18 protein-coding genes and 2 pseudogenes are annotated in these 19,607 nt (G+C 70.6%); 11 read left to right on the top strand and 9 right to left on the bottom strand.

Translation table 11 applies throughout. From position 1 onward, the window contains the following. Positions 1–2: 2 nt before the first annotated feature. From RPQ07_RS12530 to RPQ07_RS12520, 3 genes and pseudogenes are all read left to right on the top strand, one after another. Positions 3–1,558 (top strand): annotated as a pseudogene (locus RPQ07_RS12530) (glycoside hydrolase family 3 protein). A gap of 80 nt (positions 1,559–1,638) precedes the next feature. After that, positions 1,639–2,709 carry an SIS domain-containing protein gene (locus RPQ07_RS12525; RefSeq protein ID WP_313944199.1) on the top strand — a complete coding sequence of 357 codons (1,071 nt, stop codon included), beginning with the start codon at positions 1,639–1,641 and terminating at the stop codon, positions 2,707–2,709. A 450-nt stretch (positions 2,710–3,159) separates the two neighbouring features. Then, positions 3,160–4,632, top strand: a complete 1,473-nt coding sequence (locus RPQ07_RS12520) for a PAS domain-containing sensor histidine kinase (RefSeq protein WP_313948874.1) — start codon at positions 3,160–3,162, stop codon at positions 4,630–4,632. A gap of 193 nt (positions 4,633–4,825) precedes the next feature. On the opposite strand, the gene RPQ07_RS12515 is transcribed toward RPQ07_RS12520, so the two are convergent. Further along, positions 4,826–5,083, bottom strand: coding sequence for a WhiB family transcriptional regulator (locus tag RPQ07_RS12515; RefSeq protein WP_003953983.1), 258 nt, complete (start codon positions 5,081–5,083; stop codon positions 4,826–4,828). Positions 5,084–5,402: 319 nt separating this feature from the next. Beyond that, positions 5,403–6,371, bottom strand: coding sequence for a diacylglycerol/lipid kinase family protein (locus RPQ07_RS12510; protein WP_313944198.1), 969 nt, complete (start codon positions 6,369–6,371; stop codon positions 5,403–5,405). Between the two features lie 69 nt (positions 6,372–6,440). Between RPQ07_RS12510 and RPQ07_RS12505 the strand changes: the two genes are divergently transcribed. Further along, positions 6,441–6,860 (top strand): hypothetical protein, encoded by a 420-nt coding sequence (locus tag RPQ07_RS12505; protein ID WP_313944197.1) that lies wholly within the window; start codon positions 6,441–6,443, stop codon positions 6,858–6,860. A 28-nt stretch (positions 6,861–6,888) separates the two neighbouring features. On the opposite strand, the gene RPQ07_RS12500 is transcribed toward RPQ07_RS12505, so the two are convergent. From RPQ07_RS12500 to RPQ07_RS12490, 3 genes are all read right to left on the bottom strand, one after another. Further along, the gene (locus RPQ07_RS12500) at positions 6,889–7,794 is read right to left on the bottom strand and encodes an RNA polymerase sigma factor SigF (protein ID WP_313944196.1); all 906 of its coding nucleotides are present in this window, start codon (positions 7,792–7,794) and stop codon (positions 6,889–6,891) included. Between the two features lie 17 nt (positions 7,795–7,811). Further along, entirely contained in the window at positions 7,812–8,225 is a 414-nt protein-coding gene (locus RPQ07_RS12495; protein WP_018845530.1) for an anti-sigma regulatory factor, read from the bottom strand. Positions 8,226–8,465: 240 nt separating this feature from the next. Continuing rightward, on the bottom strand, positions 8,466–8,726 hold the full coding sequence (locus tag RPQ07_RS12490; protein WP_313944195.1) for a UBP-type zinc finger domain-containing protein: 261 nt from the start codon (positions 8,724–8,726) through the stop codon (positions 8,466–8,468). Between the two features lie 62 nt (positions 8,727–8,788). On the opposite strand from RPQ07_RS12490, the gene RPQ07_RS12485 reads away from it, so the two are divergent. Beyond that, on the top strand, positions 8,789–10,387 hold the full coding sequence (locus RPQ07_RS12485) for a Na+/H+ antiporter (RefSeq protein ID WP_313944194.1): 1,599 nt from the start codon (positions 8,789–8,791) through the stop codon (positions 10,385–10,387). A 29-nt stretch (positions 10,388–10,416) separates the two neighbouring features. Here RPQ07_RS12485 and RPQ07_RS12480 read toward each other — a convergent pair whose 3' ends face one another. Together RPQ07_RS12480 and RPQ07_RS12475 are read right to left on the bottom strand one after the other, a co-directional pair. Then, positions 10,417–11,385, bottom strand: coding sequence for a 1-aminocyclopropane-1-carboxylate deaminase/D-cysteine desulfhydrase (locus RPQ07_RS12480; protein WP_313944193.1), 969 nt, complete (start codon positions 11,383–11,385; stop codon positions 10,417–10,419). A gap of 10 nt (positions 11,386–11,395) precedes the next feature. After that, positions 11,396–11,986 (bottom strand): N-acetylmuramoyl-L-alanine amidase, encoded by a 591-nt coding sequence (locus tag RPQ07_RS12475; protein ID WP_313944192.1) that lies wholly within the window; start codon positions 11,984–11,986, stop codon positions 11,396–11,398. A gap of 295 nt (positions 11,987–12,281) precedes the next feature. On the opposite strand from RPQ07_RS12475, the gene RPQ07_RS12470 reads away from it, so the two are divergent. From RPQ07_RS12470 to RPQ07_RS12445, 5 genes are all read left to right on the top strand, one after another. Next, positions 12,282–13,706, top strand: a complete 1,425-nt coding sequence (locus tag RPQ07_RS12470; protein WP_313944191.1) for a family 2B encapsulin nanocompartment shell protein — start codon at positions 12,282–12,284, stop codon at positions 13,704–13,706. A gap of 114 nt (positions 13,707–13,820) precedes the next feature. Then, positions 13,821–14,852 (top strand): family 2 encapsulin nanocompartment cargo protein polyprenyl transferase, encoded by a 1,032-nt coding sequence (locus RPQ07_RS12465; protein WP_313948873.1) that lies wholly within the window; start codon positions 13,821–13,823, stop codon positions 14,850–14,852. A gap of 79 nt (positions 14,853–14,931) precedes the next feature. After that, entirely contained in the window at positions 14,932–15,537 is a 606-nt protein-coding gene (locus RPQ07_RS12460) for a GNAT family N-acetyltransferase (RefSeq protein WP_313944190.1), read from the top strand. Between the two features lie 134 nt (positions 15,538–15,671). Continuing rightward, positions 15,672–16,253: a dihydrofolate reductase family protein gene (locus RPQ07_RS12455; protein ID WP_313944189.1), complete on the top strand. Its 582-nt coding sequence runs from the start codon at positions 15,672–15,674 to the stop codon at positions 16,251–16,253. 339 nt (positions 16,254–16,592) lie between these two features. Then, complete coding sequence (locus RPQ07_RS12445) at positions 16,593–17,033, top strand: DUF6304 family protein (RefSeq protein WP_313944187.1); 441 nt, start codon at positions 16,593–16,595, stop codon at positions 17,031–17,033. A 79-nt stretch (positions 17,034–17,112) separates the two neighbouring features. On the opposite strand, the gene RPQ07_RS12440 is transcribed toward RPQ07_RS12445, so the two are convergent. Next, the gene (locus tag RPQ07_RS12440) at positions 17,113–17,577 is read right to left on the bottom strand and encodes a group II truncated hemoglobin (protein WP_313944186.1); all 465 of its coding nucleotides are present in this window, start codon (positions 17,575–17,577) and stop codon (positions 17,113–17,115) included. A gap of 104 nt (positions 17,578–17,681) precedes the next feature. Then, a complete protein-coding gene (gene snpA, locus RPQ07_RS12435) occupies positions 17,682–18,338 on the bottom strand; it encodes a snapalysin (RefSeq protein WP_313944185.1) in 657 nt (218 codons plus the stop codon). A gap of 175 nt (positions 18,339–18,513) precedes the next feature. On the opposite strand from snpA, the pseudogene RPQ07_RS12430 reads away from it, so the two are divergent. Further along, a pseudogene (locus RPQ07_RS12430) lies at positions 18,514–19,481 on the top strand (LysR family transcriptional regulator). Positions 19,482–19,607 lie beyond the last annotated feature (126 nt).

Below are 19,607 nucleotides of genomic sequence, written 5' to 3'. Positions count from 1 at the left end.
CCATGACCACACTCGTACGTGGATCCTCGGACACCCTCACCCGTGACGCACTCGCCGTCCTCCAGCCCGGATTCCTCGGCACCACCGCCCCCGAATGGCTGCTCCGGCAGATCGGTGAAGGGCTCTCGGCCGTCGGGCTGTTCGGCCGCAACATCGTCACCCCGGAGCAACTGACGGCGCTCACCGCGCAGTTGCGGGCCGAGCGGGACGACGTCCTCGTCGCGATCGACGAGGAGGGCGGTGACGTCACCCGGCTCGAGGTGCGCACCGGGTCGTCCTTCCCCGGCAACTACGCGCTCGGCTCGGTGGACGACACCGGCCTCACCCGCGACGTCGCCCGGGAACTCGGCCGCCGGCTCGCCGAGTGCGGGGTCGACCTCAACTGGGCGCCGTCCGCCGACGTCAACGCCAACCCCGACAATCCGGTGATCGGTGTGCGGTCCTTCGGCGCGGATGCCGCGCTGGCCGCCCGGCACACCGTCGCGTACGTCGAGGGCCTCCAGGCCGCCGGTGTCGCCGCCTGCGTCAAGCACTTCCCCGGACACGGCGACACCAACGTGGACTCGCACCACGCGCTGCCGCGAATCGATGTGGGTCTCGACACGCTGCACGCCCGTGACCTGCTGCCTTTCCGCGCGGCCATCGCGGCGGGTTCCAAAGCGGTGATGAGCGCGCATATCCTGCTACCCGCGCTCGACCCGAAGCGCCCGGCAACACTGAGCCCGCAGATCCTCACCGGTCTGCTGCGCGAAGAGTTGGGCTTCCAGGGGCTGATCGTCACCGATGGCATGGAGATGAACGCCATCGCGTCGACGTACGGCATCGAGCGCGGCTCCGTGCTGGCGATCGCCGCCGGTGCCGACGCGATCTGTGTCGGTGGCGGCCTCGCCGACGAGGGGACCGTACTGCGCCTGCGCGACGCGCTGGTCACGGCGGTACGGGACGGCGAACTGCCCGAAGAGCGGCTGGCCGACGCGGCCGCGCGGGTGCGCGCCCTCGCCGACTGGACACGACGGGCCAGGGGGGCAGGAGGGAGCCGGGCGCGGCTCCCACCCCGGCGCAGCCGGGGGGCGGGACCGCGCCCGGCAACGACGTCGGACTGATCGCGGCGCGGCGGGCGGTGAAGGTGTCCGCCGGCGAACTGCCGTACCGGCCCGTCACCGAGGCGCCCTACGTCGCCGCGTTCACTCCGGTCGCCAACATCGCCGTCGGCGACGAGACGCCGTGGGGTGTCGCCTCCGAACTGGCCGCGCTGCTGCCGGGCACCACCACCGACACCTACGGCGACACGTCCGGAACGACCGTATTGGTGGCAAATGTGCTGGGTATGGCGGCGGACCGTAGGATCGTCGCTGTAGTACGCGACGTTCACCGCCACCCCTGGATGGCGGATGCGCTGGACGCACTCGTCGAGGCCCGGCCGGACACGGTCGTGGTCGAGATGGGCGTCGACCGCGCGCAGCCGAGGGGTGCCCTGCACATCGCGACCCATGGCGCCGCCCGCGTCTGCGGACGGGCCGCCGCGGAGGTCATCACCGGCAGGGCGGCCGGGGCCTGACCGACGCGGACCGTGCCGGGGCCCGTGGGGCAGTGCCCCCACGGGCCCCGGCGCAAGGATTGCCACAGGAGGCACCCAGCATGTCCGCCACGCATCCGGCCGGTCGGAGCGAGCGTCCGGGCCGGATCATGTCCGGCGAGATGGCAGAGCAGCCCGCGGTGCTGCGGCGCATTCTGGAGCAGGGTGCGCCGCACATCCGCGACGTGGCGTCGGCGATCGCGGCGAAGAGCCCGCGGTTCGTGCTGCTGACGGCGCGCGGCACGTCGGACAACGCGGCGCTGTACGCGAAGTACCTGCTGGAGATCCAGCTGGGACTGCCGTGCGGACTGTCGTCCATGTCGACGACGACCGCGTACGGCGCGCGGCCGGATCTGACCGATGTGCTGGTGGTGACGGTCAGCCAGTCCGGCGGTTCGCCGGACCTGGTGGCGTCCACGAAGGCGGCCCGCGAGGCCGGCGCGATCACACTCGCCGTGACCAACAACCCCGACTCCCCGCTTGCGGCGGTGTCGGAGTTCCACATCGACATCCTCGCCGGCCCCGAGAAGGCGCTCCCGGCGACGAAGACGTACACGGCCTCGCTGCTGGCGCTCTACCTGTTCGTGGAAGGCCTGCGGGGCGGCGACGGGGCGGCCGCGAAGGCGCTGCCCGACCTCGCGGCCCAGGTGCTGGCCCGCGAGGACGAGGTACGGCAGCTGGCGTCCCGCTACCGGTTCGCCGAGCGCATGGTCATCACCTCGCGCGGCTACGGCTACCCCACCGCGAAGGAGGCCGCGCTGAAGCTCATGGAGACGAGCTACATCCCCGCGCTGTCCTACTCGGGTGCGGATCTGCTCCACGGCCCCCTGGCGATGGTGGACAACATCTCACCGGTGATCGCGGTGGTGACCGACGGCCGGGGCGGCGAAGCGCTCCAGCCGGTCCTCGACCGGCTCCGCGGCCGTGGCGCGGACCTGATGGTGATCGGCCCGGTCCCGCAGGTCTCGGCGGCCTCCGCGGGCTTCACGCTCCCCACGCAGGGCGTCCCGGAAGAGCTCCAGCCGATCCTGGAGATCCTGCCGCTCCAGCGGCTGGCGTACGAGGTGACGATCGCGCGGGGTCAGGACCCGGACGCACCGAGGGCGCTGGCGAAGGTGACGGAGACGCGCTGAGGGCTCTGTGCCCCCCCAGTCCCGAGGAGGGCCGGCCGAGGGCCGGTGGCGATGCCGCCGGCCCCTGAAGGGCCTCCGCGATCGCGCATCAGCCGCGAGAACAGTCCCGGAAACACCCGCGGGCCGCGGCGCCTGACGGGACCCTCAGCCCGTCCGGCACCGCAGCCCGGAGCTTCTCGGCCGGTGGGTGTGCGGTCCCACGCGGCCGTGTGAGAGGTCCCGGCGCAGTCAGGGCAGAGAGCGCCGTGCCCTCGCTCCACCCTCCTGTGCGGGGAGGGCGGAAGCTTTATCAGTTCATTGTGGACTAGACCATTCTAGGATGTCCATCCATCTGCAGAGCATAGTTCTTGGCCCATCCTCCACCATGACCGGTCGTTTTCCGGCCCGGGCGCCGAGGTCTGTTCGAAACCCGCACTCCGCACCGCGGGTACGCTCGCACCTGTGCCCTCCATGAACGACCTCGTACGCCAGCACACAGCCCTGAGTGAATCCGACCTCGAGTGGCTGCATCTGCTGGTCTCGGAGTGGCAGCTGCTCTCCGACCTCTCTTTCGCCGACCTCGTCCTGTGGGTGCCCACCCGCGACGGTACGCGCTATGTGTCCGTCGCCCAGATGCGGCCGAACACCGGCCCCACCTCGTACCAGGACGACATGGTCGGCCATCTCGTTCCCCGCGGCCGGCGGCCACTGCTGGACGCCGCGCTCGACGAGGGCAGGATCGTGCGCGAGGGCGACCCGGAGTGGCGCGAGGAGGTGCCGGTACGGGTCGAGTCCATCCCCGTCCGGCGCGAGGGCCGGGTTCTCGGCGTCATCGCACGCAACACGAATCTGCTGACCGTGCGGACCCCGAGCCGGCTGGAGCTCACCTACCTCCAGTCCGCGTCCGACCTCGCCCAGATGATCGCCGCAGGATCGTTCCCCTTCCCCGGCCAGCAGGTCGACATGGACGCCTCCCCGCGGGTCGGCGACGGCCTCATCCGGCTCGACGCGGACGGCGTCGTCCAGTACGCCAGCCCCAACGGTCTCTCCGCGTACCACCGTCTCGGCCTCGCGTCCGATCTCGTCGGGCACCACCTCGGCCAGACGACCGCCGAACTCGCGCCCTCCCGTGGCCCCGTCGACGAGGCCCTGGTCAAACTGGCCAGCGGCTACGCCCCCCGGGAGACCGAGGTCGAGGGGAACGGCGGGGTCATCCAGCTGCGCGCCATTCCGCTCAAGCCGAAGGGCACCCGCATCGGGTCGCTCGTCCTGCTGCGCGACGTCACGGAACTGCGACGCCGCGAGCGCGAGTTGATCACGAAGGACGCCACCATCCGGGAGATCCACCACCGGGTGAAGAACAACCTCCAGACGGTCGCCGCCCTGTTGCGGCTCCAGGCGCGCCGGATGGACTCCGTGCGCGGCCGCGAAGCGCTGAACGAGGCGGTGCGGCGCGTCGGTTCCATCGCCATCGTCCACGAGACGCTGTCGCAGAACCTGGACGAGCGCGTGGAGTTCGACGAGATCGCCGATCGCGTCATCGCGATGGTCGCCGAGATCTCCCCGGGCAAGGTCGAGTGCCGCCGTACCGGCCGCTTCGGCATCCTCGACGCCGAGGTGGCCACCCCGCTGGCCATGGTGCTCACGGAGATCCTGCAGAACGCCCTGGAGCACGCCTATCCGGCGGGCGGACACGGCTCGGTCGAGGTGTCGGCCGTACGCGGCGACCAGCGGGTCGACAGCCGGCTGCTCATCACCGTCCAGGACGACGGCTGCGGGCTGCCCGAGGGCTTCGACGCGCAGCGGACCGGCAACCTCGGTCTCCAGATCGTCCGGACGCTGGTGGAAGGCGAGTTGGGCGGCACCTTCGACATGGTGCCGGTGCCCGCACCGGGCCGAGGGACGCGGGTCGTGCTCGACATACCGGTCCAGGCGCACAAGTAGCAACCGGATCACGGCAGTCGGGCGGGGCCGCGGGCAAGGCCGGGGCGCCCGTCACAGCAGCGAGCCCCGGACCGTAATCGATACGGTCCGGGGCTCGAATGCTGTTGGGTCTACTGCTGCGCGCTGCGGCTCGGGGGCGGGGTATGCGTACGCTCTGTACGTGCCGCCGGGCTCAGGCTCGTAGCGGTGGCGATCAGGCGCTTGCGTTACGCGCCCGGTTGCGAGCGGCGCGGCGCTTCATTGCGCGGCGCTCGTCCTCGCTGAGGCCACCCCAGACGCCGGAGTCCTGGCCGGACTCGAGCGCCCACTGCAGACACTGCTCCATGACGGGGCAGCGACGGCAGACGGCCTTGGCTTCCTCGATCTGCAGCAGCGCAGGACCGGTGTTGCCGATGGGGAAGAAGAGCTCGGGGTCTTCCTCGCGGCAAACGGCGTTGTGACGCCAGTCCATGGCTGCTACCTCTCCTTGGTATTACATGCACGTTGCTTGTGAATGTGAACGCTTTCACGAATCCCCCCGCAACGGAAGGGCCGACCGCCGGACGAACCGGCGTGGTCCTGAGGTTTTGGGAGGGGTTCTGGCGGTCTGTGGGGGCCGATCCTGCGGGCCGTCCCGATCGCCATGTAGAGATTCGCAAACCTCGGCTGCGGATACAACCCCTTCCGGAAAGTTTTTTTTGATTCCTCGGTGTCGACTAGGTCACAGCCGTACTTCTATGGGGTGGAGCCCAGCCCATACGTTCGAGATAAAGGCGGTTCGGGCCTTCCACTCACACAATCACACGCAGTGCACGGCGTACGCCTGTGAACGTCACGCTGGTGCGCAGTCCCAGGTGGTCGCCGTCCATCTGGAAGGGCAGTGGAACCTTGGATTTCAAGGTGAAGTCCGTCAGGTCGTGCAGTGTGACCGCGTGCTTACCGTGCGGACCGCGCTCGGGGCTCGACGTCAGCAGCTGGGTCGCATAACGAGCCATGGCGGGGGTGGACATCTTGGACAGCGCGAGCACGTCCAGCGCGGTGTCGAAGGAGGCCTCCGGGGACGCGTACACCGGACGATTGCCCAGGTAGGTCCAGGGGGAGGTGTTGCAGATTATGGAGAGCACGAGGTCGCTGACGGGGTCCGCGCCGGGGCGCTCCAGGGTGATCAGCCCGTGCCGGCGGTGGGGGTCGTCGAGGAACTGGCGGGCCACCTGGCGCAGATACAGGGCGTGCGTCGACCGCTTGCCGCGCTCCCTCTGCTGTTCGACCCGGCCGACCACTCCGGCGTCGAAACCGAGCCCGGCGCAGAAGGTGAACCACCGCGCGGGTGCCGCCTCGTCCTCGGTCCCCGGCGTGCCGGAGGCGAGCCCCAGTCCTACGGTGCGCTCGCTCTGGTCACTCAGCGCATCCAGGATCGCGCCGGTGGCCTCCACGGCGTCGTTCGGCAGGCCGAGCGCGCGGGCGAAGACATTGGTGGATCCGCCGGGGACGACGGCGAGACGGGGGAGACGGTCCGGGTCGGGGCCGCGGTGCAGCAGACCGTTGACGACCTCGTTCACCGTGCCGTCGCCGCCGAGGGCGACGACCATGTCGATGTCGTCCGAATCGGCCGCCCGGCGCCCGAGGTCGCGGGCGTGGCCGCGGTACTCGGTCGTGACCGCCTCTATCTTCATCTCGCTGGCGAGAGCGTGGATCAGGACGTCACGAGTGCGGGCACTGGTGGTGGTTGCTGCCGGATTGACCACGAGGAGTGCGCGCATGCGATGCAGAGTACCTACCGTGCGGTACCTGGCCCAGTCCGGGACCTGGGGGCGGGCTACCCTGCTGGGGTGAGCACCGACCAGACCCCCCGCCCCGTCCGCCTGACCGCCGCTGCCGCGGTGTCCGGCCTCGAAGGGCTGGCACTTGTCGCGGGCGGTGTCTATCTGCTCGTCATGGGCCTCCTCGGCCGGCCGGACAGCCCCACGCAGGCGGAGATGGGCGGTGTGACACTCATCGCACTCGGCGCGATCCCGCTGATCGCCGCCCGCGGACTGCTGCGGCTGCGCAGCTGGAGCCGGGGCCCCGCGCTGATCACCCACCTCATGGCGCTGATCCCGGCCTGGACGCTGCTGCGTTCCTCCGGCGCGCTGATCCCGCTCGGCATCGTGACCGCGATCGTCGCGGTGGCCGGTCTGGTGCTGCTGGTCAACCCGGCGACCACGGAAGCCCTCGGCATCCGCGGCCCGGGCGCCCACGACGCCTCGTAGGCGGCCCGCACGACCGAGTGCGGCTCTGCTACTCCTCGACGAGCAGCCGCTCCCGCAGCTGCGCGAGGGTGCGGGCCAGCAGCCGCGAGACGTGCATCTGGGAGATGCCGACCTCCTGCGCGATCTGCGACTGGGTCATGTTGCCGAAGAACCGCAGCAGCAGGATGCGCTTCTCCCGCGGCGGGAGATCCTCCAGCAGCGGCTTCAGCGACTCGCGGTACTCGACACCTTCCAGCGCCTCGTCCTCGGCGCCGAGGGTGTCCGCGACGGCGGGCGACTCGTCGTCGGTGTCGGGGACGTCCAGGGACAGCGTGGAGTACGCGTTCGCCGACTCCAGGCCCTCCAGGACCTCCTCCTCCGAGATGCCCAGACGCTCGGCGAGCTCGTGGACCGTCGGGGAGCGGCCGTGCTGCTGGGAGAGTTCGGCGGTCGCCGTGGTCAGGGCGAGCCTCAGCTCCTGAAGCCGGCGCGGGACGCGGACCGCCCAGCCCTTGTCCCGGAAGTGGCGCTTGATCTCACCGACGACCGTCGGCGTCGCGTAGGTCGAGAACTCGACACCACGATCCGGGTCGAACCGGTCCACCGACTTGATCAGACCGATCGTCGCGACCTGGGTGAGGTCGTCCAGCGGCTCACCGCGGTTGCGGAAGCGCCGCGCCAGGTGCTCGACCAGCGGCAGATGCATGCGCACCAGCTGGTTGCGCAGGGCCGCCCGCTCCGAGGAGCCGTCGGGCAGCTTGCGAAGCTCGATGAACATCGCCCGCGCCCCGCTGCGGTCATGTGGATCGTGGTGCTGCTGCTCGTGCACGTGCTCGCTCATATGGGCCGCCCGCTCTGCCTGCGCCTGCTCCGCCGCGTCCAAAAGGCCGTCCACCGGGTGCGGCCGCGCCTGCTGCTCCGGGATGCCGTGCACCGCGGGTGGCTCGTTCCGCACCGGACCGTCCCCGTTCCTCACGCCGGCCCGGGTCCCGCGCCGCGCTGTTTGTACAGGCTGATGGAGACCGTACGGTCGTCGGCGACCGAGGAGTCGACCTTGCCGGCCAGTGCGGAGAGCACCGTCCAGGCGAAGGTGTCGCGCTCCGGCGCCCGGCCGTCGGTCGTCGGCGCCGAGACCGTGACCTCGAGCGAGTCGTCGACCAGGCGGAACACACAGCTGAGGACGGAGCCGGGAACCGCCTGCTGCAGCAGGATCGCGCACGCCTCGTCGACCGCGATCCGCAGATCCTCGATCTCGTCGAGGGTGAAGTCCAAGCGCGCTGCGAGACCGGCCGTCGCCGTACGCAGCACGGACAGATAGGCACCCGCAGCGGGCAGCCGGACTTCCACGAAGTCCTGAGTCCCGGGCTCGCCTGCGATCTGGGACACCCTCACCTCCAAGGTGGCACAAGCTCTTTCGGGGCCGCGGGAGAAAGATCCCGAAGCCGTGGCTACGCAATCAGAACGCAGCCGGTACTGGCCCGGCGACGCTATCGCGATCCATGGTGCCCTGTCGCCGGACCCCCACTCGAGGGCCGTCACTCATGGTAAGCATATGACCACACACAGTGGCTAGAGGTCTGCGGGCCCAATTGTGAGGAACCGGCGGAGGGTTGACGTACCCAGGCTTCAGACGATCGAACCGTCCACGAAGCACCACCGCCAGTTCTCTCCCGGCTCGAAACTGCGCATCACCGGATGGCCCGTCTCCGCGAAATGTGCCGACGCGTGGCGCATCGGCGAGGAGTCGCAGCACCCCACATGCCCACAGGTCAGGCAGAGTCGCAGGTGCACGGGATGGGTGCCGCCCGCATCGCACTCCGCGCAGGTGTCGGTCAGCGCGGCCGGTGCGGGGACGGGCAGTTCTGCTGCATGCGCACACTCGCTCATGATTGCCAGATTACGGCGGTGGGTGCCGGACGAGGCGTGGACGGACCGAGGGACGGCGAGAGATGGACGTATTGCCACTGGTGGCGCTGATCGCGGGCAGCGCCGCGATCGCCGGGCTGGCCCGCAGGTCGCCCGTACCCGTACCCCTGCTGCTCGTGGCGGCGGGGCTGATCTGCGCGTACCTGCCCGGAGTCCCGGACTACACGCTCGATCCGCACATCGTGCTCCCGCTGGTGCTGCCGCCGTTGCTGCACAAGGCGGCGGTCGACAGTTCCTACCTCGATCTGAAGGCCAACATCCGGCCCGTCGCGCTGCTCTCGGTCGGCTATGTGCTCTTCGCGACGCTCGTGGTGGGGTACCTCGCCTATCTGCTGGTGCCCGACCTGCCCCTGACGGCGGCGCTGGTCCTCGGGGCCGTGATCGCTCCGCCGGACGCGGTGGCCGCCACCGCGATCGCCCGCCGGCTCGGGCTGCCGAACCGCATCACCACGATCCTCCAGGGCGAGTCCCTGGTGAACGACGCCACCGCGATCACCGCGTTCAAGGTGGCGCTGGCCGCCGCCGTGGGCGAAGGAGCGAGCTGGGCGGGCGGCATCGGGGAATTCGCCCTGGCCTCGCTCGGCGGCATCGCCGTCGGCCTGCTGCTGATGGTGCCGCTCCACTGGCTGCGGACGCATCTGAAGGAAGCGCTGCTGCAGAACACGCTGTCGTTGCTCATCCCCTTCGTCGCCTACGCGGCGGCCGAGCACGTCCACGCCTCCGGCGTCCTCGCCGTGGTCGTCGTGGCGCTCTACCTCGGGCACCGCTCGTGGCAGGTCGACTTCGAGACGCGGCTCCAGGAGGACGCCGTGTGGCGGATGATCGCCTTCATCCTGGAGTCCGCCGTGTTCGCGCTGATCGGACTGCAACTGCCGTACGTCCTGGACGGCCTCGGCAACTACGGGGTGGGCGAGTCCCTCTGGTACGCCTTCGCGGTCTTCGTCTGCGTGGTGGTGGTGCGGTACGTCTGGGTCTTCCCGGGGACGTATCTGCCGCGGCTGTTGTCCTCACGCGTCCGGGAGCGGGAACCGGACACCGACTGGAAATCGCCCGTGATCGTCGGCTGGGCCGGGATGCGCGGGGTCGTCTCCATGGCGATCGCCTTCTCGATCCCGCTGACCACGGCCGACGGCGAGGCCTTCCCTGCGCGCAACCTCGTGCTGTTCCTGACCTTCACGACGGTCATCGGCACGCTCGTGGTGCAGGGGCTGACCCTGCCGGTCCTGATCCGCAAGCTGAAGCTGCCGCAGCGCGACACCTATGCCGAGACGCTCGCCGAGGCCCAGGCCCAGAACGAGGCCTCCGAGGCGGCGGACCGGCGGCTCGACGAACTGCTCGACGACAGTGCCAACGCACTGCCCCAGCCGCTGGAGGAACGACTGCGCACGGTCCTGGAGCGCCGGCGGAACTCCGTCTGGGAGCGGCTCGGCGCGGTGAACGAAGCGACCGGGGAGTCGGCGGACGACACCTACCGCAGGCTCGCCCGGCAGATGATCGGAGCGGAGCGCGAGGTCTTCGTGCAGCTGCGGGACGAGCGGCGGATCGACGACGAGATGATGCGGACGCTGCTGCGGCGGCTGGATCTGGAGGAGGCGGCGGCGTACCGCGAGGAGGCCGGATAGAGCTGTCGGGAGGACGGGGCCGGGCCGGGTCAGGGCGCTTCCGAGGGCTCGGGGGAGTCCGGCCGGCCCGTCACCACGGCGGCGATGGTGGTGCCCGGCGGGAACGCACCCTCGGCGGCCAGGGTGGCCAGACCGTAGAGCATTTTGGCCACATACAGCCGCTCGACCGGCAGTCCGTGGCGCGCCTCGAACTCATCGGCGAACGCATCCAGCCCGGGAGTGGAGCGCGCGTATCCGCCGCAGTGGAAGCGCTCGTCGAGCGTCCAGTCGCCGGTGCGGCCACCGAAGGCCTCCCGCTGGAGACGCGCCGTCTCCCCGGCGAGGAACCCGCCCCGCAGGACGGGGAAGCCGATGGCGCGCTGCCGCGGCGCGAGGCCCGCGGCGAGGCCGGCGAGCGTTCCTCCGGTGCCGCAGGCGACGGCGACCACGTCCGCCAGCTGCCGGAGTTCGTGTCCGAGGGCTGTGCAGCCGCGTGCGGCGAGAGCGTTGCTGCCGCCCTCGGGCACGAGGTAGAAGTCGTCCGCGGCGTCCAGGTGGTGTGCCGGTCCATCGGCCCGCGCCTCCGCCGCTGCTCCCAGGATCCGGGCCAGCACCTGGGGGTCGTTCTTCGACCGGTAGGTGGTGCGGTCCACGAACACCAGGAGCATGCCGTCCGCCGCGCACTGCGCGAGGGACGGGTTGAGCGGCCGGGACGCCAGTTCGTCGCCGCGGACCACGCCGACCGTGGGGAAGCCCAGCAGCCGGCCGGCGGCGGCCGTCGCCCGCAGATGGTTGGAGTAGGCGCCGCCGAAGGTCAGCAGCGGGCGGCCCGCGGCCGCCCGCAGATTCGGCGCCAGTTTGCGCCACTTGTTGCCCGGCAGGTCGGGGTGGATCAGATCGTCGCGCTTGAGCAGCAGGCGTATGCCGTGCCGGGAGAAACGCTCGTCCTCGACCGGCTGCAGCGGCGACGGCAGACGGGGCCGCAGGGCGGCGGTGAGGTCGAGCGCTTCCGGTGGCACACGGCCATTGTCACTTCAGGCGTTCGGTGATGCGTTCCCGCATGGCCTTCATGGTGAAGCCGCGCGGGTCGATCTTGCCCGGCTGCCATTCGAGGTGACCGATCACCGACCGTGAGTTCCAGCCGTGGTGGCGGCAGACGGCGGCCGCCGCCTTCTCGATCGCCTCCAGCTGGACGGCCGGCCAGGGGTCCTTGCCGTCGCCCAGGTTCTCGCACTCGAAGCCGTAGAAGTGGCGGTTCCCGTCGGTGTTCGCCTCGTTGTCGGCGGGGAGTGCCTTCTCCGCTATCACGGCGCGCAGGACGTCGTCGTCGCCCAGGCCCGCGTGGTTGGCGCGGCCGTAGCCGACGAGATGGACCTTGCCGTCCTTGGCGATGACACCGTGGCACAGCGGGCCGGGCAGGGATGCGTAGCCGTCGCGGCAGATACGGACGGTGTTCGCGGTGCCCTTGGTGACCGTGTGGTGGATCATCACGCCGTGCACCGGGCCCCACGGGCCCTTGTGGTTGCGGTTGTGCGTGCGCCATTCGCCGACCTGGACGACTGTCAGTCCCTCGTCGCGTAAGGCGTCGAGGAACCTGCTCGCGGACATGGGTGCGGCCATCGGTGGAGCTCCCTGGGGTGGGGGATGGGGATGGTGGGTGTGGGGGATGGTGGGGGATGGTGGGGGTGGTGGACGCCGGATGCGTCGTACCGGGCTTCTACCCGAACTCCCGCGGCCGGACCACTTGTTCGGGCGGTGATCGAGCCGATCCGGTCACCGGACCGGACGACCGGCTTCCGCCCCATGTGCCCCACTGGGGGATAAGTAGTCCCATCCGTTTGTGTAATGGCGGCAGCACTCTGCGTACTGAAAGGCTTTCTCTCGCAGGTCAGACCATGATCGAGAGGGAGTCCTAATGTCGGTTGGTTCGGTTGGCTCTGTCGGCGACGAGGTCCGTGAGCAGCACACGCCGAAGCAGCAGAGCCTCGGTACGGCCGCCGCGCGGAACCTTGCGACCACCACCAAGTCGGTGCCGCAGATGCAGGAGATCACCTCTCGGTGGCTGCTGCGCATGCTGCCCTGGGTGCAGGTGCAGGGTGGCACCTACCGGGTGAACCGCCGCCTGAGCTACTCCGTGGGCGACGGGCGCGTGACGTTTGTGCAGACCGGCGACCGCGTGTCGGTCATCCCGGCGGAGCTGGGCGAGCTGCCGGCCCTCCGGGAGTACGGCGAGGAGTCGGTGCTGGCCGAGCTGGCGAACCGCTGCGAGCAGCGGGAGTTCGCGGCGGGCGAGGTGGTGGCCCCGGCGGGGTCGGCCGCCGACCGTGTCTACCTCCTGGCGCACGGCCGGGTGGAGCAGATCGGCACCGGGCCCTACGGCGACGAGGCGGTGCTCGGAGTCCTCGCCGACGGCGCCTACTTCGGCGAGCAGTCCCTGGTGGACCGCGACGCCACCTGGGACTACACCGCCCGCGCCGCCACCGCCTGTACGGTCCTGGTGCTGACCCGGGACGACGTGCTGAACCTCGCGGAGCGCGCCGACTCGCTCCGCGCCCATCTGGCGGGGCTCGCCGCACTTCCGCATCAGCGGACGAACAAGTACGGCGAGGCCGCGATCGACCTGTCCGCGGGCCATGTCGGCGAAGCCCTCGTCCCGCACACCTTCGTGGACTACGAGGGTGCGCCGCGCGAGTACGAACTGAGCGTCGCCCAGACGGTGCTGAAGGTGCACAGCCGGGTCGCCGACCTCTACAACCAGCCGATGAACCAGACCGAGCAGCAGTTGCGGCTCACCGTGGAGGCGCTGCGCGAGCGCCAGGAGGACGAGCTCATCAACAACCGGGACTTCGGTCTCCTGGCCAACTGCGACTACGGACAGCGCCTCCAGCCGCACGACGGCGCGCCCAGCCCGGACGACATGGACGAACTGCTGTCGCGCCGGCGCGGTTCGAAGATGTTCCTCGCCCACCCACGCGCCATCGCCGCCTTCGGGCGTGAGTGCAACCGGCGCGGGCTCGTCCCGGACAGTGTCGAGGTCGCCGGCCACCATCTGCCGGCCTGGCGGGGTGTCCCGATCTTCCCGTGCAACAAGATCCCGGTCACCGAGGCCAGGACCACCTCGATCATCTGTATGCGTACCGGCGAGGCCGAACAGGGAGTCATCGGCCTTCAGCAGTCCGGCATCCCGGACGAGATCGAGCCGAGTCTGTCCGTGCGCTTCATGGGCATCGACGAGCAGGCGATCATCTCCTACCTCGTCACGGCCTACTACTCGGCAGCGGTGCTGGTGCCCGACGCCCTCGGCGTCCTGGAGAACGTGGAGGTGAGCCGCTGGAGGTGACCCGGCCGGCGGCCGGGAGTGCGCCTGCTACCCGCGCTCCCGGCCGCCCTCCTCGGAGCGGAGCAACCGGCCGCAACCTCGCACCGGATCCCCGAAAGGACCGCACAGTTGACCATGTCGGAGGCCGTCGAGGGCCGTGAGGCCATCGCCCTTCTGGACCGCACCCGCGAGGTCGTCGATCCCCAACTACGAGCAGCCATCGACTCCCTGCCCGGCTCCCTGCGCCGGGTCGCGATGTACCACTTCGGCTGGGAGCACGCGGATGGAACCCCGGCCGCGGGATCCACCGGCAAGGCCATCCGGCCGGCGCTCGTCCTCGCCGCCACCAGGGCACTCGGGGGGAACCAGCGCCTCGCCGTGCCGGCCGCGGCAGCCGTCGAGCTGGCGCACAACTTCACACTGCTCCACGACGATGTCATCGACGAGGACCCGACCCGAAGACACCGCCCCACCGCCTGGACCGTCTTCGGCACCCCCGACGCGATCATCGCGGGTGACGCCATGTTCGCCGTCGCGCTGCGTCTGCTCGCCGAGGACCACCATCCGGCGTCCGCGGCTGCGTCCCGGCGGCTCGCGGACTGTGTGATCGAGCTGTGCGCAGGACAGCAGGCGGACTGTGCCTTCGAGGAGCGTGCGCCGAACGACGTGTCCCTCGACGAGTGCCTCGAGATGGCGACCGCCAAGACCGGGGCGCTGCTGGGGTGCGCCTGCGCGCTCGGAGCCCTGTACGCCGGAGCGGGGGAGGAGGAGACCGCAGCCATGGACGCGTTCGGCAGGGAGGCCGGCCTCGCGTTCCAGTTGATCGACGATCTCATCGGCATCTGGGGCGACCCCGACCGGACGGGGAAACCGGCGGGTGCCGATCTGGCCGCGCACAAGAAGTCGCTGCCGGTGGTGGCCGCCCTGACCTCCGGCACCGCCGCCGGGGCGGAACTGGCCGAGCTGTACCGGGGACCCATGAACGCCGCGACGGTGCGCCGGGCCGCCGAGGCGGTAGACCGGGCCGGGGGCCGGGACTGGGCGCAGTTGCAGGCAGCCGACCGGATGGCCCGCGCCGTCCATGAGCTCTCCCGGGCGGTGCCCGATCTGGGGGCCGCGGGGGATCTGCTGGCCCTGGCCGAATTCGTCACCCGTCGTACCCGTTGAGGGCCCCCACTCACCGACCATGGAGGCGGGTTGACCGAAGGCGACATGGACGCGACGCGGGGGCGAGAGGCGGAGACCGATGAGCGTGGAGGTACGGCAGGCGACGGTGGAGGACCGCGAGGAACTCGTCCACCTCATCCATGAGGCGTTCCGGGACGATCCGGTGAGCCGGTGGGTCTTCCCGGACCCGGCCGAGCTCCACCGGGCCCACGCCCCCTTCCTGGCGGTGTTTCTCGACCTTGCCCTCGCGGTGGGCCGGGTCGATGTCACCGAGGACGGCTCGGCCTCGGCCCTCTGGTTCCCGCGCAAGCCCGGGGCCGCGGGGGAGGGGGACGTCGACGACGAAACGGGGGCCCGGCTGATGGCGATCGCCGGACGGAGCCGCGCCCGGGCGGAGACGGTCGGCCGGCTGACGGACGAGGTCCATCCGCACGACCGGTCCCACGAGTACCTCCAGCTGATCGCTGTCTCGCCGCAGCACCAGGGGCAGGGCCGGGGGACGGCGCTGCTGGCCCCCGCACTGGAGCGCTGCGACCGGGACGGAGTTCCCGCCTATCTGGAGGCGAGCAACCCGGGCAGCAGAAGGCTGTACGAGCGGCTGGGCTTCACCTTCACGGGCACGGCGGTGCACCTGCCGGACGGCCCGGTGATGTGGCCGATGTGGCGGGAGCCGCGGGGCCGTTGAAGTCCGCGGTGCCGTTCGGGCCCGCCGGATCCGGGAGGGGAAAAGCCCTTGCTGGACCACTATGATTGAAGCACTATGAGTGGAGTGGTTCGCCAGGTCCCGGCGGATCCTCCACGACCGAAGGTGATTCTGTCTTGCGCAAGCTGAGCTATTTCATCGCGGCGTCGATCGACGGCTTCATCGGAGCCCCGGACGGCAGCGGCGAGTGCTTCATGCAGTACGTGGCCGGGGACTTCCTGGAGTACCTCAGGACGGAAGCCCCGGACACCCTGCCCACCGCCGGCCGTCAGGCGCTCGGTGTCGACGACGTCCCGAACACCGAGTACGACACGATCATCCAGGGGCGGGGCAGCTACGACCTCGCGCTCCAAGCCAAGATCACCAGCCCGTACGCCCATCTGCGGGAGTACGTGGCGTCCCGCAGCATCACCGAGTCGCCCGACCCGCATGTGGAGATCGTCTCCGGGGACGTCGCCGCCAAGGTCCGGGAGCTCAAGCAGGAGGAGGGCCTCGGGATCTACCTCTGCGGTGGTGCCGATCTCGCCGGTCAGCTCAGGGAGGAGGTCGACGAGCTCGTCATCAAGACCTATCCGGTGGCGCTCGGCACCGGCATGCCCATGTTCGCTGCGGATTTCCGGGTCGACGCGTTCACGCTCGACTCCGTGCGCGCATTCGACAACGGCGTCCTCGTCAGGAGGTACCTCAGGAAGCGCTGACCGCCGGGTGTCCTGTCCGTCCGTACCGCCATATCCTGGAGATATGGGCAGCGAAGGACGTCGGACCGTCCGCAGCCCGCAGACCGAGCACCGATGCCCGGCGTGCGGACAGCCTGTCGGTACCGTGACGAAGCGACGCAAGACTCTCGGGGCGTACGTCCCCTTCTGGGGCCCAGGCCCCTGCCACAATCCCGACTGCGCGCAGAGCGCCGAATCCGGGGGCGAGCGGCCGGGTGACCCGCCCGGCCGGGCCGTCGACACCGCCTGAGGAGCCCCGGCCCGGTCCCTGAGGCATCCCTGCTGTTCGGCGGCGGGTGCGGTACCGCTACAGTCCGCGCCATGTCATCGGAGTCGACGGAAGTCTGGGCGGGCTGGTACCGCGACCGGCAGGGCGCGGAAGCGGTATCGATCGCGGCGCACGAACGGCAACTGCGCACGCGCATCAGGGGTGTTGAGTACGAAGGGGCGACGTTCGCCGCCCTGCGAGCCGTCGGGGGCGAGGCGTTGCTGTCCTCGTGCGTGCTGGAGTGGGACATACCGCTGCCCGTGTACACGGCCGGCGCCGTCCAGCGGGCCACACTCAGCTGCCTGCTGACGCTCGGCGAGCCGAAGCCGGGAGGGTTCCTCGACCGCTCGGACCTCAATCTGACCCTGCACTACGGAGGGACGGCGTACGAGTCCGGAGTGGCCAGCGGCGACTTCGATGAGGCGTTCGGCCGCATCCGCGAGCAGCTTCCGCCGGGCGCGGAGCTGGGGGCGCACGCAGCGGTCGGGGCCTGAGCCGCGGGCGCACACCCGCAGCGGGACCGGAACACCGGCCGGAGCTCCGGGCCCGGTCAAGGCCTGAGCCGCACCGGGCTCAGCGCAGGCCCTCCCAGCCCCAGCGAGGGGTGGGGCCCGGATCTCCCAGATCCGTGCCCGGCGGCTCGGCCGACACATCACGGGCGATCTTCGTGCCCCACTCGAAGTACTCCAGCACCCGGCGGCGCAGCAGCTCGTCGTCGGGGAGCTCCTTGTCCACCGCTGCGGTCATCAGCTCCATCCAGCGCAGCCGCTGCTCCTCGGTGATCCGCAGGCCCAGATGGGCGCGGAGCAGGGACTGATGGCCGCCCAGTTCGCCGGTGAAGCGGGCGGGCCCGTCGAAGATCTCGGCCAGCCACACCGCGACATGCTCGATGTGGGTGGTCGTGAAGCCGGCGAAGACGGGGGCGAGCAGCGGATCCGCCAGGACGGCCTCGTAGAAGGTGTTGCTCAGTCGCCGCAAGGTCTCGGTGCCGCCCACGGCCTCGTAGAGCGTCCCGGTGCGCTCACTCGGATCGGTCATGGCGCAACCCTAGGTGTGAAACAGCGGAGGGGCGCCCTGCCACTTGTCGCAGGACGCCCCTCGTGTCGCGGTCCGCCCCTGCGGCTGGGGCGGGTGTCAGCGCGTCAGGAGACCTTGGCGATCGCTGCCGCCAGGCCGTTCGCCCACAGGGCGTTCACCCGCGCGCGCTCCGCGGCATTCGGGTTGGCGTTCTGGCAGGACGTGCCGGGACCGCCGCCCGACATCAGTTCGCTGCACGGGCCCGAGTAGTGGTCCGGCAGGCCGAGCACGTGCCCGGTCTCGTGGGCCGTGACCCGGGTCGAGTTGTACTGCTGGTTCTGGCGGTAGTCGAGGAAGATGTAGCCGCGGCCGTGGCCGTCGGTGCTCGCGTACGAGCCGCGGGAGTCATTGCCCTCGTAGTACCGGAAGTCCGGGCTGCTGCCTTCCTGGAGCCGGACGTTGGTGACCGAGCTGTTCCAGATCTGGGTGCTGCGGGATATCTGCGAGCGGAAGGTCGGTGCGCTGGAGGCGTTGTAGACGACGGTCACGGCCTGCGCGCCCGGGTTGGCGGCGCGCTTCTCGGCCACGGACTTGACGACCGCGTCGAAGAACGCCTTGGTCGCCTTGGCGTCCTCGGAGGATCCTTCGTAGGCGGCGTACGACGTGTGCGCGGTGGCCGCAGGGGAGTTGGCCGTCGTCGCAGCGGTCGCGGGCACGGCGGAGAGCGCGGCCGCGAGGCCGAGTCCGACTGCCGTGGAGAGTACGGTTCTCAGGTGACGCATGGGGGGCTCCTACTCGTCCTATGAACGGGTTCGGTGCGTCAGAGTGTCGGGGAGCCGCCCCCTCGTGCGGATGATGTCAACTGCCGATAACTCCGGGGCATCACCTGTCCTGTCCGTCCCCTGTGCCCGAACTATGTGTCTGGTGTGGCAGTTGGTGCCGCCCTACTCTCGGGACATGGAGCTCGAGGTGAGGCACCTCCGCGCCCTGTGCGCGATTGCGGACACGGGCAGCCTGCACAAGGCAGCCCGACAACTGGGCGTCAGTCAGCCGTCTTTGACGACCCAGCTGCGGCGTATCGAGAACTCCCTCGGCGCGGAGCTGTTCTCCCGTGAACGCTCCGGCTGCCGGCCCACCCCGCTGGGCCGCGCCGTCCTGAGCAGGGCCCGCCCCCTGGTGGCCGAAATGGCGGCCCTGGTCGTCGAGGCCAGAGCCGCGGCGGGCAGAGCCGGCGGCCCCCGGTTACGGATCGGATCCACCGCGAGCCGTGCGCTCGCCGGCTGGCTTCGAAGACTCAGGCAGCGGCTGCCCGGCACGGACATCTCGCTGCATGTCGACGTCTCCGCGAACGCCCTGCTCAGGATGGTCGCCGCGGGTCAGCTCGATGTCGCTTTCGTGCACGAGGTGGAGGGCTGTCCGCTGCAGGTGCCTGACGGACTGTCGGTACGCGTCCTGGTCGAGCGCGAACCGCAGTTCATCTCCATGGCACGTGATCATCCGGCCGCCGCGACTCCCGTGGTCGAGCTCGCCGATCTGGCCGAAGACCGATGGATCGTCGACCCCACGGTGGACGGCGAATGGGACGGGCTGCGCAGGGTCCTCGGGCGGCCGGGCTCAACCCGCGTGTCCTGCACGGGGATTACCACACGGCCGCCTCCCTGATAGCGGTCGGCGAGGCGGTCGCCCCCTGTCAGCCCACCTCGGGGCCGCGCGACGACATGGCGATCCGCCCCCTCCGCGGAGACCCCCTGGCGGTACGGCTGTTGCTGTTCTCGCTGCCCGGTGCGTACGAGCTCTACGAGGCCGTGTATGCCGATCTGGAGAGCGCCTACCGCGAGGCGGCGTCCCGGGCGGCCACCTACCGGCACTGGCTGCTGCGGAACAACAGCCCGCTCCTGCCGGCGCCCGTGACCTGCGTGCCCTGAAACCGGGCGGGCGGGAGCGGCGACGGGATGCGCGGCCCGGCTCGGAATGGCGCCCGGCTCGGCCCGTCGGAAGCAGGCTCAGCTGGACACGAGCCGGCTGTGCCGGACACGAGCCGGCTGTGCCGG

Origin of the sequence: Streptomyces sp. AM8-1-1 (assembly GCF_032229325.1) — a bacterium.
Taxonomy (GTDB): Bacteria; Actinomycetota; Actinomycetes; order Streptomycetales; family Streptomycetaceae; genus Streptomyces; species Streptomyces achmelvichensis.
The sequence above is the reverse complement of the archived record's forward strand: the minus strand, read 5'-3'. Positions and strand labels throughout refer to the sequence as shown.